11 protein-coding genes and 1 other RNA gene are annotated in these 14,976 nt (G+C 66.0%); 11 read left to right on the plus strand and 1 reads right to left on the minus strand.

Features of this window, described 5'->3' with window-relative positions; genetic code table 11:
* The first annotated feature begins 113 nt into the window (after positions 1–113).
* From prfB to ssrA, 5 genes are all read left to right on the plus strand, one after another.
* On the plus strand, positions 114–1,223 hold the full coding sequence (gene prfB, locus E3O47_RS06650; RefSeq protein WP_104102756.1) for a peptide chain release factor 2: 1,110 nt from the start codon (positions 114–116) through the stop codon (positions 1,221–1,223).
* Between the two features lie 80 nt (positions 1,224–1,303).
* Positions 1,304–2,515, plus strand: coding sequence for a cell division ATP-binding protein FtsE (gene ftsE / locus E3O47_RS06655; RefSeq protein WP_134419906.1), 1,212 nt, complete (start codon positions 1,304–1,306; stop codon positions 2,513–2,515).
* Positions 2,512–3,426 (plus strand): permease-like cell division protein FtsX, encoded by a 915-nt coding sequence (gene ftsX / locus E3O47_RS06660; RefSeq protein WP_134341825.1) that lies wholly within the window; start codon positions 2,512–2,514, stop codon positions 3,424–3,426. The genes ftsE and ftsX overlap by 4 nt, the downstream gene beginning before the upstream one ends.
* 90 nt (positions 3,427–3,516) lie before the next feature.
* Positions 3,517–3,993, plus strand: coding sequence for an SsrA-binding protein SmpB (gene smpB, locus E3O47_RS06665; RefSeq protein ID WP_104193627.1), 477 nt, complete (start codon positions 3,517–3,519; stop codon positions 3,991–3,993).
* 140 nt (positions 3,994–4,133) lie between these two features.
* Positions 4,134–4,508: a transfer-messenger RNA gene (ssrA, locus tag E3O47_RS06670) on the plus strand.
* A gap of 117 nt (positions 4,509–4,625) precedes the next feature.
* On the opposite strand, the gene E3O47_RS06675 is transcribed toward ssrA, so the two are convergent.
* The gene (locus E3O47_RS06675; RefSeq protein WP_241986107.1) at positions 4,626–5,666 is read right to left on the minus strand and encodes a LacI family DNA-binding transcriptional regulator; all 1,041 of its coding nucleotides are present in this window, start codon (positions 5,664–5,666) and stop codon (positions 4,626–4,628) included.
* Positions 5,667–5,778: 112 nt separating this feature from the next.
* Between E3O47_RS06675 and E3O47_RS06680 the strand changes: the two genes are divergently transcribed.
* The 6 genes from E3O47_RS06680 to E3O47_RS06705 all read left to right on the plus strand — a co-directional run bounded on the left by E3O47_RS06680 (position 5,779) and on the right by E3O47_RS06705 (position 14,958).
* On the plus strand, positions 5,779–6,699 hold the full coding sequence (locus E3O47_RS06680; protein WP_134341824.1) for a sugar ABC transporter permease: 921 nt from the start codon (positions 5,779–5,781) through the stop codon (positions 6,697–6,699).
* Between the two features lie 157 nt (positions 6,700–6,856).
* Positions 6,857–7,666, plus strand: a complete 810-nt coding sequence (locus E3O47_RS06685; RefSeq protein WP_233191546.1) for a carbohydrate ABC transporter permease — start codon at positions 6,857–6,859, stop codon at positions 7,664–7,666.
* A 43-nt stretch (positions 7,667–7,709) separates the two neighbouring features.
* The gene (locus E3O47_RS06690; protein ID WP_134419908.1) at positions 7,710–9,068 is read left to right on the plus strand and encodes an extracellular solute-binding protein; all 1,359 of its coding nucleotides are present in this window, start codon (positions 7,710–7,712) and stop codon (positions 9,066–9,068) included.
* A gap of 108 nt (positions 9,069–9,176) precedes the next feature.
* Positions 9,177–11,366 (plus strand): beta-galactosidase, encoded by a 2,190-nt coding sequence (locus E3O47_RS06695; protein ID WP_134419910.1) that lies wholly within the window; start codon positions 9,177–9,179, stop codon positions 11,364–11,366.
* Entirely contained in the window at positions 11,363–13,180 is a 1,818-nt protein-coding gene (locus tag E3O47_RS06700; protein ID WP_174722137.1) for a glycoside hydrolase family 35 protein, read from the plus strand. The genes E3O47_RS06695 and E3O47_RS06700 overlap by 4 nt, the downstream gene beginning before the upstream one ends.
* Positions 13,181–13,233: 53 nt before the next feature.
* A complete protein-coding gene (locus E3O47_RS06705) occupies positions 13,234–14,958 on the plus strand; it encodes a SulP family inorganic anion transporter (RefSeq protein WP_104102784.1) in 1,725 nt (574 codons plus the stop codon).
* Positions 14,959–14,976 lie beyond the last annotated feature (18 nt).

The following is a 14,976-nucleotide window of genomic DNA, read 5'->3' on the forward strand; positions in this document are numbered from 1 at the left end:
ACGGAATGGTCAGCATGGACCTTTCCAGGGTCCGGACCAGCCGCATCCGGCGCTGAAAGCGGACTCCACGAGCGGATGCCGTGACCGGGTAGCCCGGTAGGCTGGGGTTCGACATGATTGAGCTGGAATTCTCGGAGCAGATCGCCGCACTGCGGGCCACGTTCGACGACATCCGGTCGGTGATCGATATCGATCGACTCCGCACCGATATCGCCGACCTGAATGAACAGGCCGGTGCGCCCGATCTGTGGGACGACTCCGACCACGCGCAGAAGGTGACCAGCCAGCTGAGCCATCGCCAGTCGGAGCTGGCCCGCATCGTGAGCATCGAGTCCCGCCTCGACGACCTTGAGGTGCTGGTGGAACTCGCCAACGCCGAGGGTGACCAGGAATCGGCTGACGAGGCCACTGCGGAACTCGCGAGCATCACGAAGGTGCTCGGCGACCTCGAGGTGCACACGCTGCTCAACGGCGAATTCGACGTGCGTCCGGCGGTCATCACCATCCGTTCCGGCGCCGGCGGCGTCGACGCGGCCGACTTCGCCGAGATGCTGCTGCGCATGTACCTGCGCTGGGCCGAGCAGCACAACTACCCCGTGCAGGTGCTCGACGTGGGCTACGCCGAAGAGGCCGGCATCAAGAGCGCGACCATCCAGGTGGATGCGCCCTACGCCTTCGGCACGCTGAGCGTCGAGGCCGGCACGCACCGCCTCGTGCGGATGAGCCCGTTCAACTCCGCCGGTAAACGCCAGACCTCCTTCGCCGCTGTGGAGGTGGTTCCGCTGATCGAGCAGACCGAGTCGATCGAGGTGCCCGAGAACGACATCCGGGTCGACGTCTTCCGCTCCAGCGGACCCGGCGGCCAGTCCGTGAATACGACCGACTCCGCCGTGCGCATTACCCACCTGCCCACGGGCACAGTGGTGAGCTGCCAGAACGAGAAGAGCCAGATCCAGAACCGGGCCGCCGCCATGCGCGTGCTGCAGTCCCGGCTGCTATTGCTGCAGCGCGAGCAGGAAGCCGCCACCAAGAAGGAGCTGGCCGGGGTGATCACGGCCAGCTGGGGCGACCAGATGCGCAGCTACGTGCTCGCGCCGTACCAAATGGTCAAGGACCTGCGCACCAACTACGAGGTCAACAATCCCGGCCAGGTGTTCGACGGCGACCTTGACGGTTTCATCGCCGCCGGCATCCGTTGGCGCAAGCAGGCGCCGCAGGGTTAGAGCCTTGATCTGCGGGTCTGTCACCGGTTAGGTATGTCGGAGTAGGAATTATCAAGATGCCTGCCTAGGCTCAAGGGGCCATGATTCGTTTTGACACCATCACCAAGAAGTATCCGGGAACGAACCGACCGGCACTGGACGCCATCAGCGTCGAGGTGCTGCGCGGAGAGTTCGTCTTTCTCGTCGGTGCTTCCGGCTCGGGGAAATCGACTTGCCTCCGCCTTGTGCTGAAGGAAGACCGGCCCACCAGCGGCAGCATTCACGTGCTCGGACAGGACTTGCGGTCGATCTCCAACCGCAAGGTGCCCTATTTCCGCCGCAACATGGGCGTCGTCTTCCAAGACTTCCGCCTGCTGCCGAATAAGAGCGTTTTCGACAACGTGGCCTTCAGTCTGCAGGTGATCGGCAAGTCGCGCGGGTTCATCCAGGAAGCCGTACCCGACACCCTCGAGATGGTCGGACTGGCCGAAAAGGCGCTGCGCCTGCCCCACGAACTCTCCGGTGGTGAGCAGCAGCGTGTTGCCATCGCCCGCGCCATCGTGAACAAGCCGCAGATCCTGCTGGCCGACGAGCCCACCGGAAACCTCGACCCCACCACCAGCGCCGGCATCATGGCCCTGCTCGAACGTATCAACGCCGCCGGCACGACCGTGATCATGGCCACCCACGAGGCCGGAATCGTCGACCAGATGCAGCGCCGTGTGATCGAACTCGTCGGCGGACGCATCGTGCGCGACGAGCGCCAGGGTGGCTACGCCACCGCGGCCATCCCCACCACCACCGCCGGCACCGGGCGCCGTTCCGCCCGAGAGGTTCCCAGTGGCTCGTCGGGTGTGGCACCTGCGGCTGCGGCACCGTCATCCATTTTCGCGCCGGCCGCCGCCGCCCCTACCGCCGTGCCCACTGACGAGGTTCTGCCTGCGTCGCACCCTCCCCTCACCTTTCCACCGGTTCCCGTGCCGGCGCCGGTCGCCGAGCCTGCCGCGGCCCCGTTCTCAGCCGCGAAGGGTCCGGCCGATCCGGCACCCCTCGACGACGGATCGTCCGAGGACGCAGAAGTGGAAGTGGAAGCAGAAGCAGAAGCAGAAGCAGAAACGGACGCAGAAGCAGAAGCGGATTCCGCCGCCGATGCTTCGATGACCGACCTGAGCCGGGCCATGACCCGGCCGGTTCTTCCGATCACCCAGCACGACGTACCGGAGCAGTTGACCCTGGCCGAGAAGCTCGGGCTGCGCGCGCCGGGCGAAAAACCGGACCAGACCGGCGAACAGAATGTAGGGCCCACCCGATGAGACTCGGACTCGTGCTCTCCGAAGCAGCCAACGGCCTGCGCCGCAACGCCTCCATGGTCGTCTCCGTGGTGCTCGTGACCTTCATCTCGCTAACCTTCGTCGGCGCCGCGATCCTGATGCAGATGCAGATCGGCCAGATGAAGAACTTTTGGTACGACCGCGCCCAGGTGGGCATCTACATGTGCACCGCCATTTCGTCGGGTGAGACGTGCACGGCCGGGGAGGCCACGCCCGAACAGATTGACACGGTCAAGGCGCAGCTCGAGACCCCTACCCTGTCACCGTTCATCGACAAGTACTACTTCGAGACTCACGACCAGGCCTTCGAGAACTTCAAGAAGCAGTTCGCCGACAACCCGGTGGTCGACTACGTCACCGCTGACCAGTTGAACGAAACCTTCTGGGTCAACCTCGGCGATCCCTCGCAATCGGATGTGCTCGTAGAGGCTCTGTCCGGCGTCGCCGGGGTGGAGAACGTCGCGGACCAACGAAAGTACCTGGACCAGATCTTCTCCGTGCTGAACGTTGCCAGTTACACCGCGATCGGCATCGCCGCGCTGATGCTTGTGGCGGCGGCCCTGCTGATCGCCACCACCATCCGTCTCTCCGCGTTCTCCAGGCGGCGCGAGCTGGGCATCATGAGGCTGGTCGGGGCATCCAATCGGTTCATTCAAACGCCCTTCATCCTGGAGGGTGTTTTCGCGGCTCTGCTGGGATCGCTGCTGGCGGGAGGCGCCGTTCTCGGTCTCGTGTACTGGTTCGTGCAGGGCTATCTGGGCGAACGTCTGACCAACTTCTCCCTCGTCGGCATGCAAGACGCCCTCGTGGTGGTTCCGATCCTGTTGGTGGTCGGCGCGGTGCTGGCGGCCTTCTCCGCTCAATTCGCCATCACGCGCTATCTGAAGGTCTGACCTACTCCGCTCGGCCCGCCCCCAGAGCGCTAGACTGGTGGGCTGGTCGGCATCGCGTCCGAACACACCCACCGAGTCGAGGAGTATGCCGTGCCCAGGGAAATAGGCGAGAAGGTCGTCTCGACCAATCGCAAGGCACGCCACGATTACCTCATTGAGGAGACCTACGAGGCCGGAATGGTACTCAGCGGCACCGAGGTCAAGTCTCTCAGGGCCGGTCGGGCTTCGCTCGTCGACGGCTACGCTTTCATCGAGAACGGCGAGATCTGGCTGGACGCCGTGCACATCCAGGAGTACGTCGCCGGCACGTGGACCAACCACCCGCCGCGGCGCAAGCGCAAACTCCTGATGCACAAGCAGGAGATCATCAAAATCAGCCACAAAACCAAAGAGGGCGGCTACACGCTCGTCCCGCTGCGGCTCTACTTCAAGAACGGCAAGGCCAAGGTGGAGATCGCGGTCGCCAAGGGCAAGAAAGAGTACGACAAGCGCCAGACACTGCGCGAGCGCCAGGACAAGCGCGAGTCCGACCGGGCCATCTCCGCCCGAAAAAACCTCGGCGACTAGCCTTCCACCTCGTCGTATTGTAAGCTAAAGGGCTGCACGATCCATTCGGGCCGTGAGGATTGACACTCAGCAGATTGAAAACTCAACAGCGTGTGACAGTGACCCACTTGAATGCCGCCATGGTGGCAGTGAGTGCACATGGGGATGATCGGTTTCGACATTGCCTGCGCAATTATGAGAAGCGGGTCGAGGATGCAGGGTTATCTCGTAAACGATCTCTGCAAAACAATAAGTGCCAAATCAAACCGCACTGACTTCGCCCTCGCTGCCTAAGCGAGCGCACTAAGAAGTCCGCCAGGCCGGGAATGCTCTCTACCCGGACCCTGACGTCATTTAGAGAGATTGCTCCTACTCTGAGCCGCGGGGTGTAGGGGGACTTAAACGAGGGCTGGGCTCGTCGGATTAGATGCCAGCGGCAAATTCCGGAGCCGAGTAGAACGATTTCACTGGATACACCCGTAGAAGGCATATGACCACAGCAGTGGACGGGGGTTCAATTCCCCCCATCTCCACCACCGGTTGCTGTCACACGTTGTTGAGCCGGAAGGCCCGCAATCCACGTGATTGCGGGCCTTTCGTCACCCGTCGTCAGTTTCGTGGCCGCCCTCTTCTCGCTCCGCGAGTGGGCGGGGTCAGTCCCGGCGCGAGGGAGAGGCCGTGCTCGACCGGAGCACCAGGTGCGCCGGCACAAGGGTGGCGCCGGGGTGTGGCCGGTTTGACTCGATGAGTTCGAGCAGCTTCACCATGCAAAGGCGGCCGACCTCGCCGAAGTCCTGATGCACGGTGGTCAGAGGTGGGTAGAAGGAATCGGCGTCGGGCATGTCGTCGAAGCCGATCACGCTGACCGACTGCGGCACGGCGCGCCCGGACTCGTGCAGAGCCCGCAGGATGCCGAGGGCCATCTGGTCGTTCGCGGCGAAGATCGCCGTGACATCCTTGCGCGCGGCCAATGTCAGTCCGTGCTGGTAGCCCGATTTGCCGCTCCAGTCGCCCACCAGGGGCGGCGGCACCGGCGTGCCTGCCTCCTCGAGGGTCGCTCGCCAGGAGGCTGCCCGGCGACGGGCGGAGAACGCCGCGTCGGGCCCGGCCACATGCCAGACGGTGGTGTGGCCCAGGTCGAGCAGGTGCTGCGTGGCCTGGCGGGCACCGTCGACCTGGTCGGTGTCGACGACCGTGAATTGGCTTCCGGCATCGGAGTCGACGATCACCACGGGAACCCCAGTCGGGAGGGTGATCGACGCCCGGTCGAGAACCTGGGCCTCCATGATGATGACGATGCCGTCGACCGCCTGCTCGGCGAGCCGGGTGACGGCGCTGGCCACGCCGTTCTCAGTGTCGAGGGCGACCGGCAGGAGAGTGACCGAGTAGCCGGCGAGGGTGGAGGATGCGGTGACCGCATCGAGGGTGCGCATATTGCCGAACGTCGAGAGGGTGTAGAGCACGACTCCGATGGAACGGAATTGGCCGGACTTCAGTGAGCGGGCGGCGCTGTTGGGCCGGTAGCCGGCCTCGTCCATGGCGGCCAGAACTCGTTCCCGGGTGTCGTCGTCCACGTTGGTGCGACCGTTGACCACCCGCGACACGGTCTGGGAGGAAACCTTCGCCAGGGCGGCCACATCGGCCATCGATGGAAGTCGGGATGTCGCCGTGCGTCGTTGCGGGGGGTTGGTCATGCTTTCCATTTCCATATGTTTACGTAAACATGCTACCGTCCTGATACATCATGTTTACGTAAACATGACCGCGATCGGCAAACCGCAACCATGATGAGTTGAGAAGGCAAGCATGACAACGTTGTCACATCACCCCGCAGCCGGGTCGGCGACCCGCACGCAGCGCAGGCAGAAAAGAGACTGGACGGGCTGGCAATTCGTCGGCCCGTTCATGGTCGTCTTCGCCGTCGTGCTGATCGCTCCCGTGATCTACTCGGTCTACCTGAGCCTCTACAAGGACCAGTTGGTCGGCGGCAACTCGTTCGTCGGGTTCGCAAACTACGCCCAAGCCCTGTCGGATCCCAAGCTGTGGGAGTCCCTGGGTCGGGTCACCCTGTTCCTCGCCGTGCAGGTTCCGATCATGCTCGCCCTCGCACTCTTCGCCGCACTGGCCATCGACAGCGCCCGACTGCACCTGTCCCCGCTGTTCCGCATCGCGATCTTCCTGCCCTATGCCGTGCCGGCCGTGGTCGCAACGCTGATGTGGGGCTTCATGTACGGCACCCAGTTCGGCCTCGTCGGCAACCTGAACGACTTCTTCGGGATCACCATCCCCTCGCCACTATCCGGCACCTGGGTGCTCGCGTCGATCGGCAACATCGTCACCTGGGAATTCGTCGGCTACAACATGATCTTGTTCTACGCGGCGCTGCGGGTCATCCCCGCGGACCTGTACGAGGCGGCAGAGCTCGACGGTGCGGGAACCTTCCGGATCATCCGCAGCATCAAGTTCCCCGCTTTGCGGCCCGCCATGGTGATCGGAGCGATCTTCTCGATCATCGGAAGCTTCCAGCTCTTCAACGAGCCGAGCATCCTGCGCTCACTTGCCCCGAACGCCATCAGCACCTTCTTCTCCCCGAACATGTACGCCTACAACCTCTCCTTCTCGGGGCAGCAGTACAACTACTCGGCGACCATCGCCATTATCGTCGGTCTGCTCACCGCATCCATCGCCTACATCGTGCAGATCACCGGCACCCGAAAGGAGGTCTGAGATGGCCCTCACCACGCCCGAATCCCTGACCCCGGCCTCGACCGCAGTGCGCGAGACAACCGCCGCCACCCGCAGCATATCCCCGCGCCGATCCCGCTACGCCCGCCCCAGCGCCGGCAGTCAGCACAAGCGCAAGTCGGTGCTGCTGACGGTGGTCATGGTCGTCTTCCTGATCTACAGCCTGCTCCCGCTGTTCTGGCTGTTCGTCGGCTCGACGAAGACGCAGGCCTCGCTGCTCAACTCTTTCGGCCTGTGGTTCAGCGGCGACTTCGCCCTGTTCGACAACATCGCCCAGACGCTCACCTACGACGGCGGTGTCTTCGTGCGCTGGCTCGGCAACACGCTGCTGTACGTGGTCATCGGAGCGGGCGGGGCCACGTTCCTCGCGGCCCTCGGCGGGTACGGGCTGGCCAAGTTCAACTTTCCCGGCAAGAAGGCCGTCTTCGCCGTCGTGCTCGGCGCCGTGGCCATCCCCGGAACGGCCCTGGCCGTTCCCACCTTCCTCATGTTCAGCCAGCTCGGCCTGACGAACACCCCCTGGGCCGTGATCCTGCCGTCACTGATCAGCCCGTTCGGGCTATACCTGATCTGGACCTACGCTCTCGACTCCGTGCCCACCGAGGTACTCGAGGCCGCGCGGATGGACGGCGCGGGAGAGATCCGCACTTTCTTCACCATCTCCCTGCGGTTACTGGCCCCCGGGCTCGTCACCGTGCTCCTCTTCTCGATCGTCGGGACCTGGAACAACTATTTCCTGCCGCTGATCATGCTGAGCGAACCGACCTGGTACCCGCTCACCGTGGGCCTGAACCAGTGGAATCAGCAGGCGCAGACGGTGGGCGGTGACGTGATCTACAACCTCGTGATCACCGGCTCCCTGATCACGATCATCCCCATCGTGGTCGCGTTCCTATTTCTCCAGCGGTACTGGCAGTCGGGTCTGGCCGCCGGAAGCGTCAAAGCCTAACCATCCAAGCAGCCTCCATTCTCAAAGAAGTGAAGGGTTCACAATGAAATCAACACACCGCATCGCACGACGCGTGGGACGCACCGTAGCGGCCATGGTGACCGGCCTGTGCCTGGTCGGATCGCTCGCGGCCTGTGCGCCGGGTTCCGCCGGGGGAGCCAAAACCGGCACCGCCGACGACATCGCGGCGGCTCTGCAGGAGAAATCCACCATCACGGTCTGGTCCTGGGGCACCCCGGTGCAGGCCGCAGCGGATGCCTTCCAGGAGGAATACCCCAACGTCACCGTCAAGGTGGTCAACGCGGGCACCGGCAGCGCCGAGTACACCAAGCTGCAGAACGCGATCAAGGCCGGATCGGGCGCCCCCGATGTGGCTCAGATCGAGTATTACGCCCTGCCGCAGTTCGCTCTGTCGGATTCCCTCGCCGACCTCAACGACTTCGGCTTCGCCGAACTCGAGGACGAGTTCACGGCGTCGACCTGGGGCAACGTGAGCATCGACGGCGGTCTCTACGCCCTTCCGCAGGACTCCGGCCCCATGGCCATGTTCTACAACAAGGCCGTGTTCGACGAGTACAGCATCGCCGTGCCGACCACCTGGGCCGAATACACCGCGGCAGCGGCCACGATCCACGCCGCCGACCCGTCCCGCTACATCTCGAGCGACTCCGGCGACGCCGGCTTCGCCACGAGCATGATCTGGCAGGCCGGCGGACATCCGTACACGACCGAAAACGGCACCGACGTCACGATCGACCTGCAGGATGCCGGTGCCAAGGAGTGGACGGAAATGTGGAACCCGATGGTTCAGGACGGCCTCGTCTCCCCGATCGTCGGCTGGACCGACGAGTGGTACAAGGCCCTCGGAGACGGCACCATCTCGACCCTGCTGACCGGCGCCTGGATGCCCGCCAACTTCGAATCGGGCATCACCGAATCGGCCGGTGACTGGCGGGTTGCCCCGTTACCCACCTACGAAGCCGGTGAAGCGGCCAGCGCCGAGAACGGCGGCTCCAGCGTGGCCGTGCTCGAACAGAGCACGAACAAGCTCGTTGCGGCCGGATTCGTCGAGTACCTGAACGCCGGCCCCGGGGTGCAGCTGCAGATCGACGGCGGCAGCTTCCCCTCCACCGTCGCCGACCTCGAGTCGGAGGAGTTCCTCGGCTACGAGAGCGAGTATTTCGGTGGCCAGAAGATCAACGAGGTGCTCGTGAAGGCCGCCAAGGACGTCGTACCCGGCTGGTCCTACCTGCCGTTCCAGGTCTACTCGAACAGCATCTTCGCTGACACGGTCGGACAGTCCTACGAGAACAAGACCGACCTGAACACCGGCCTCCAGGGCTGGCAGGACGAGACCGCAGCCTACGGAGTGGAGCAGGGCTTCACCGTCAACAGCAAGTAACCGGGCGTATCCGCCCCGCTCGACGGGCGAGCGGGGGCCACCGCAGATCCGGTGGCCCCCGCCCGCCCGGCACACCCGTCACCCTGCACGACGAATGAGATGAACACCATGACGCACGACACTTCACCGGCCCGCTGGGTCCGCTGGCCCGACGCCCACCCTCTCGCCGACGGCAGCCAGAGCCTGGCCGCTGAAACACCACGGCTGGCCTACGGTGCCGACTACAACCCGGAGCAGTGGCCGGAAACGGTTTGGGCCGACGACGTGCGTCTGATGCGGGAGGCCGGCGTGAACATCGTCAGCGTCGGCATCTTCTCCTGGGCGCTGCTGCAGCCCACCATCGACTCGTGGGACTTCGCCTGGCTCGACCGGGTGCTTGATCTGCTGCACGACAACGGCATCGCCGTTGACCTGGCCACGGCCACCGCCAGCCCGCCGCCCTGGCTGACCGAGCTGCACCCGGAGGTGCTGCCCGAGAGCCGGGTCGGCGAGACGATCTGGCCCGGCGCACGCCAGCAGTGGCGCCCCACCTCACCGGTCTTCCGCCGCTACGCCCTCGCGCTGGTCGAGAAGATGGCCCTGCGCTACGCCGACCACCCGGCCCTCGCCCTGTGGCATGTGAGCAATGAGCTCGGCTGCCACAACGTGTACGACTTTTCGGATGACGCGGCGGCGGCCTTCCGGGTCTGGCTGGAAGCCCGCTACGGCTCGCTCGCCGATCTCAACCGGGCCTGGGGCACGGCTTTCTGGTCGCAGAACTACTCGGCCTGGACCCAGATCCTGCCACCTCGCCTGGCCGGAACCCACCCGAACCCCACCCAACAACTCGATTTCGCCCGGTTTTCCAGCGACGCACTGAAGGACTACCTGGTGGCCGAGCGGGACATCCTGCGCCGCATCACCCCGGACGTGCCGATCACCACGAACTTCATGGTGATGGGCGAAGTGAAGGGGATGGACTACGCGGACTGGGCAACCGAGGTGGACATTGTCTCGAACGACCACTACTTCCTCGGCGCCTACCCGCTCGCCTTCGAGGAGCTCTCGTTCTCGGCCAACCTCACCGGGCAGATCGCCAGACGCGACCCCTGGTTCCTGATGGAGCACTCCACCGGCGCTGTGAACTGGCAACCGGTGAACCTGGCCAAGACGCCCGGGCAGCTGCGCCGGGACAGCCTCACGCACTTGGCCCACGGCGCCGACGCGATCTGCTTCTTCCAGTGGCGCCAGTCTCTCGCCGGAGCGGAGAAATTCCACTCGGCGATGCTCCCGCACGCGGGTGAGGACAGCACGATGTTCCGCCGGGTCGTGGACTTCGGCGCCGAGCTCGTCGCCCTCGCCGAGGTGGCCGGCACGACAACCGTGCAGGCTCGCATCGGCATCCTCTTCGACTGGGACTCCTGGTGGGCCTCCGAGCTCGACTCGCACCCCACCGACCAGCTGCGCTACAAGGTGGAGGCCATGAACTGGTACATTGCAGCACTGGCCAACGGGCTGCAGGCCGACATCGTGCCCGCGGCCATCGCCCTGGCCGAGAACGGCCTGGCCGGCTACGACCTCGTGATTGCGCCGATGCTCTACGTCGTTCCAGAGCCGCTCGCCGCCGCCCTCGGTGACTATGCCCGTGCCGGGGGCCACCTCGTCGTCGGTGCGTTCTCCGGCCTGGCCGACCGCGACGACCACGTCTATCCCGGGGGATACCCGGGCGCCTTCCGCGATCTGCTCGGCGTGCGCGCGGAGGAATTCGGCCCGCTGCTTCCCGGCCAGACCGTGGGTTTGGAGGGAACCAGCCCGACCGGCGTCGCCAGCCTTCCCGACGGAGGCACAGGCATCCTGATCACCCATGACGTCACGGTGCAGCCGGATGTCGAGGTGCTCGCCCGATTCGTCGGCGGTCCGTACCCCGGGGTACCCGCCGTGACGGGCCGGGTTGTCGGCGCCGGCCGGGCCTGCTTCGTCGCCACCGTGCCCGACACCGTGGCGCTGGCCACCCTCGTCGGAAGGTTCGCCGCACAGGCCGGGATCGTCTCGCCGCTGCCTGCCGCCGTGCACGGATCGGTGCAGCTCGCCGCCCGGCAGTCCGACACCCACGACTACCTCTTCTACATCAACCACAGCGAGGAGGTCGTGCGGGTGGCGGGCGTCACGGGCTCGGGACTCATCGGCATCGACCTCGGCCCGGCCACGCTCACCGACGGCGAACTGGACCTGCCCCGGTTCGGGGTGGCCGTGCTGCGCCGATCCCGGGAGGCTGTGCCGGCAGTGGCAGTGGCGGCAACGACGGCCGGCACCGCGTGACCGGCCGCTTCGCGATCGGGGAACGGGACTTCCTGCTCGATGGGCAGCCGTTCCGAGTGCTGGCCGGGGCCATCCACTACTTCCGGGTGCACCCCGACCACTGGGCCGACCGCATCCACAAGGCCCGGCTGATGGGCCTGAACACGATCGAGACCTACGTGCCCTGGAACGCGCACGCACCCGTGCGCGGGGAGTTCCGCACCGACGGGCCGCTCGACCTGGCGCATTTTCTCGACCTCGTCGCTGCGGAGGGTTTGTACGCGATCGTGCGCCCCGGCCCGTTTATCTGTGCGGAATGGGACAACGGCGGATTGCCGGCCTGGCTGTTCCAGAACGCCACAGTGGGCGTGCGCCGGAATGAGCCGCAGTATCTGGCGGCCGTCGCCGAGTACTTCGAGCAGGTGCTGCCGATCGTGGCCGAGCGGCAGATCGATCGCCGCGGAGCGGTGATCCTGGTGCAGATCGAGAACGAGTACGGTGCCTACGGGCGCGATCAGGACTACCTCACGGCGCTCGTCGAGCTCAACCGGGCCCACGGCATCACCGTGCCACTGACCACGATCGACCAGCCGACGGACCAGATGCTGCAGGACGGCAGCCTGCCCGAACTGCACAAGACCGGGTCGTTCGGCGCACGCAGCCGCGAACGCCTGGCCACCCTCCGGCGGCATCAGCCGACCGGGCCGCTGATGTGCGCGGAGTTCTGGAACGGATGGTTCGACCACTGGGGTGCACACCACCACACCACCTCGGCCGCAGAGTCGGCGCGAGAGCTCGACGAGTTGCTGGCTACTGGGGCATCCGTCAATCTGTACATGTTCCACGGCGGCACCAATTTCGGATTCACGAACGGCGCCAATGACAAGGGCGTGTTCCAGCCCACGATCACGTCCTATGACTACGACGCGCCCCTGTCGGAGAGCGGCCAGACCACCGAGAAGTACCACGCCTTCCGGGAGGTGCTCGCCCGATATACGAGCGTGCCGGACGAGCTGCCGGACCGGGTGCGGGCGGCCCCGGCCTTCGAGGTGTCCCTCTGGGAGTCGGTCAGCCTGTGGGATGCCCTCGAAGTTCTGGGCGTGCCGGCCGACGAGGCTGCAGCGGGGGTCGAGGCTGTCGTTCCTGCCGCTGCTGGCGCCGGGTTGCCGACCATGGATGCCGTGGGCCAGTATTCCGGGTTCGCCCTCTACCGCACGCGGGTGGCACCGGGTGCCGCCCGCGTGCTCTCGTTCGCTGAGGTGCGCGACCGCGCCCAGGTGTTTCTCGACGGTGTGCCGGTGGGTGTGCTCCAGCGCGACAACCACGACCGCTCGCTCACCCTGCCGAGCGTGGGTGACGGTGACGCTGCCGGGCGACTCGACGTGCTCGTCGAAGATCAGGGCAGGGTCAACTACGGCCCCCGGATCGGCGAGGCCAAGGGTCTGATCGGCCCGGCCCTCCTCGACACGGAGGAGCCGGCGTGGCAGGTGGTCCCGCTGCGCCTCGACGCCGTGACCGGACTTGGCGCCTCCCTGTTCCGGAGGGGTATGCCCGGTGGGTCGCTGGCGGGCCCGGCCTTCGCCCGCGGGCGTTTCGTCGCCGAGCCCGGGGTGGACCTCTTTCTCAGCGTCGTCGGCTGGGGCAAGGGCCAGGCCTGGCTGAACGGGTTCAACCTCGGCCGATTCTGGGATCGCGGGCCGCAGGTTACCCTGTACGTGCCCGGTCCGGTGCTCACTGCGGGGGAGAACGAACTGGTGATCCTCGCGCTGTCGGGCGCCCCCTCATCCGTCGCCCGCTTTCTCCCGGCTCCCGATCTCGGCTACACCGACTTATAGGCCCTCTAGGCCGGACCGCCCGGATGCACCAAGATAGGGCCGGGAGGAACGGTATGGCGGCTGCGTGGGTGAAGAAGTGGGTGCCGGGTGTCGATACCGCGCTCACCTACCGGCGCGCCTGGCTGCTCCCTGACCTGAGAGCGGGGCTTGTGCTCACCGCCTTGCTGATCCCGGTGGGCATCGGCTACGCCGAGGTGGCCGGCCTGCCGCCAGAGACCGGCCTGTACGCCACGATCATTCCGTTGGCGGCATATGCCTTGTTCGGCCCCTCTCGCGTGCTGGTGCTCGGCCCCGACTCGGCCCTGGCGCCGATCATCGCGGCCGTGATCCTGCCGCTTGCCCTCGGCGACGATGACCGAGCGGTGGCCCTGGCGGGACTTCTCGCGATCATGGTCGGCCTGATCCTCCTGCTGGGCGGACTGCTCCGCCTCGGATTCGTGACCGACCTGCTCTCCAAGCCCATCCGGGTCGGCTACCTGAATGCCCTCGGACTCCTGGTGATCATTTCCCAACTGCCGGCGCTGCTGGGATTTTCGATCGACTCGGGTCCGCCGATTGCCGACGTGATCGCAATCGGGGCCGGTATCGCCGGGGGCGAAGTCAACCTCACCGCGTTGCTCTTCGGACTCGGGTCGCTGCTCATCATCGTGGGTCTGTCCTGGGGCAGATCTCGGATCCCCGGCGTGCTAGTGGCCGTCGTGCTGGCGACACTGCTGACTGCCGTACTCGGGCTTCACAGCACCATACCCGTCGTCGGGGCGATGCCGCAGGGACTGCCCGCTCCGGCGCTCGGCGGTCTGGTCTGGGCGGATGTCGCCGCGCTCGCCCTTCCCGCCCTCGGCGTCGCCCTGATCGCCTTCGCCGATACGGCCGTGCTGTCGCGCACGTTCGCCGCGCGCCGCGGCGAGAGTGTCGACGGGAGTCAGGAGATGGCGGCGATCGGCGCCTCGAACATCGCGGGCGGTCTGCTCGGCGGCTTCCCCATTTCGGCGTCGTCCTCGCGCACCCCCGTTGCCGAGAGCGCGGGCGCACGAACCCAGCTCACGGGCGTGGTCGGCGCCGCACTCATCGTGGTGTTCATGCTGCTGGCGCCCGGACTCACCGGCTACCTGCCCTCGGCGACCATCGCTGCCGTCGTGATCGTCGCGGCCGCCGGTCTGATCGACGTGAAGGGGTTCCTCGCCCTCGTGCGGATGAACAAAGTGGATGCCGCGCTGTCCATCGCGTCGTTCCTCGGTGTCGTGGTCGTGGGCGTGATCGAGGGCATCGGCGTGGCGATCGTGCTGTCCCTCGGGGCATTCGTGAGCCACGCCTGGCGACCCTACCGGGCTGAGCTCGGGCGCATCCGTGGGCTGCGCGGGTACCACGACCTGTCCCGTCATCCGGAGGGCGAGCGGTTGCCCGGCATCGTCATCGTGCGCTTCGACGCGCCGCTGTTCTTCGCCAACGGCGGCATTTTCGACGACTTCGTGCGTCGCGTCGTCACCGAGGCAGGGAGTGACGTGCACACGGTCATCCTGGCGGCCGAGCCGATCACAGAGATCGACACGACCGCCGTGGAAGAACTTCTGGAACTCGACGATTTCCTCGCCTCACGCGGGATCACGCTGATCTTCGCCGAGATGAAGGGTCCGGTGAAGGACCACCTGCGCGACTACGGTCTCAGTCGACGGTTCCCACCGGAGCGGTTCGCGGGCACCGTGGGCGAGGCGGTCGACGAGGTCACCGGCACATTGCGCGGCGACCTCGAGGGCACCGAATGGGGCGACGAGCACTGAGGCTGCGCTGAAATTCCG

The organism is Cryobacterium sp. TMT2-17-1, from assembly GCF_004402765.1.
In the GTDB taxonomy this organism is placed as follows: domain Bacteria; phylum Actinomycetota; class Actinomycetes; order Actinomycetales; family Microbacteriaceae; genus Cryobacterium; species Cryobacterium sandaracinum.

Coding starts and splice junctions, on each gene's coding strand:
- E3O47_RS06705 (WP_104102784.1), top strand. CDS start 13,234: ATGGCGGCTGCGTGGGTGAAGAAGTGGGTGCCGGGTGTCGATACCGCG.
- ftsX (WP_134341825.1), top strand. CDS start 2,512: ATGAGACTCGGACTCGTGCTCTCCGAAGCAGCCAACGGCCTGCGCCGC.
- E3O47_RS06685 (WP_233191546.1), top strand. CDS start 6,857: ATGGTCGTCTTCCTGATCTACAGCCTGCTCCCGCTGTTCTGGCTGTTC.
- E3O47_RS06690 (WP_134419908.1), top strand. CDS start 7,710: ATGAAATCAACACACCGCATCGCACGACGCGTGGGACGCACCGTAGCG.
- E3O47_RS06695 (WP_134419910.1), top strand. CDS start 9,177: ATGACGCACGACACTTCACCGGCCCGCTGGGTCCGCTGGCCCGACGCC.
- E3O47_RS06680 (WP_134341824.1), top strand. CDS start 5,779: ATGACAACGTTGTCACATCACCCCGCAGCCGGGTCGGCGACCCGCACG.
- prfB (WP_104102756.1), top strand. CDS start 114: ATGATTGAGCTGGAATTCTCGGAGCAGATCGCCGCACTGCGGGCCACG.
- E3O47_RS06675 (WP_241986107.1), bottom strand. CDS start 5,666: ATGACCAACCCCCCGCAACGACGCACGGCGACATCCCGACTTCCATCG.
- ftsE (WP_134419906.1), top strand. CDS start 1,304: ATGATTCGTTTTGACACCATCACCAAGAAGTATCCGGGAACGAACCGA.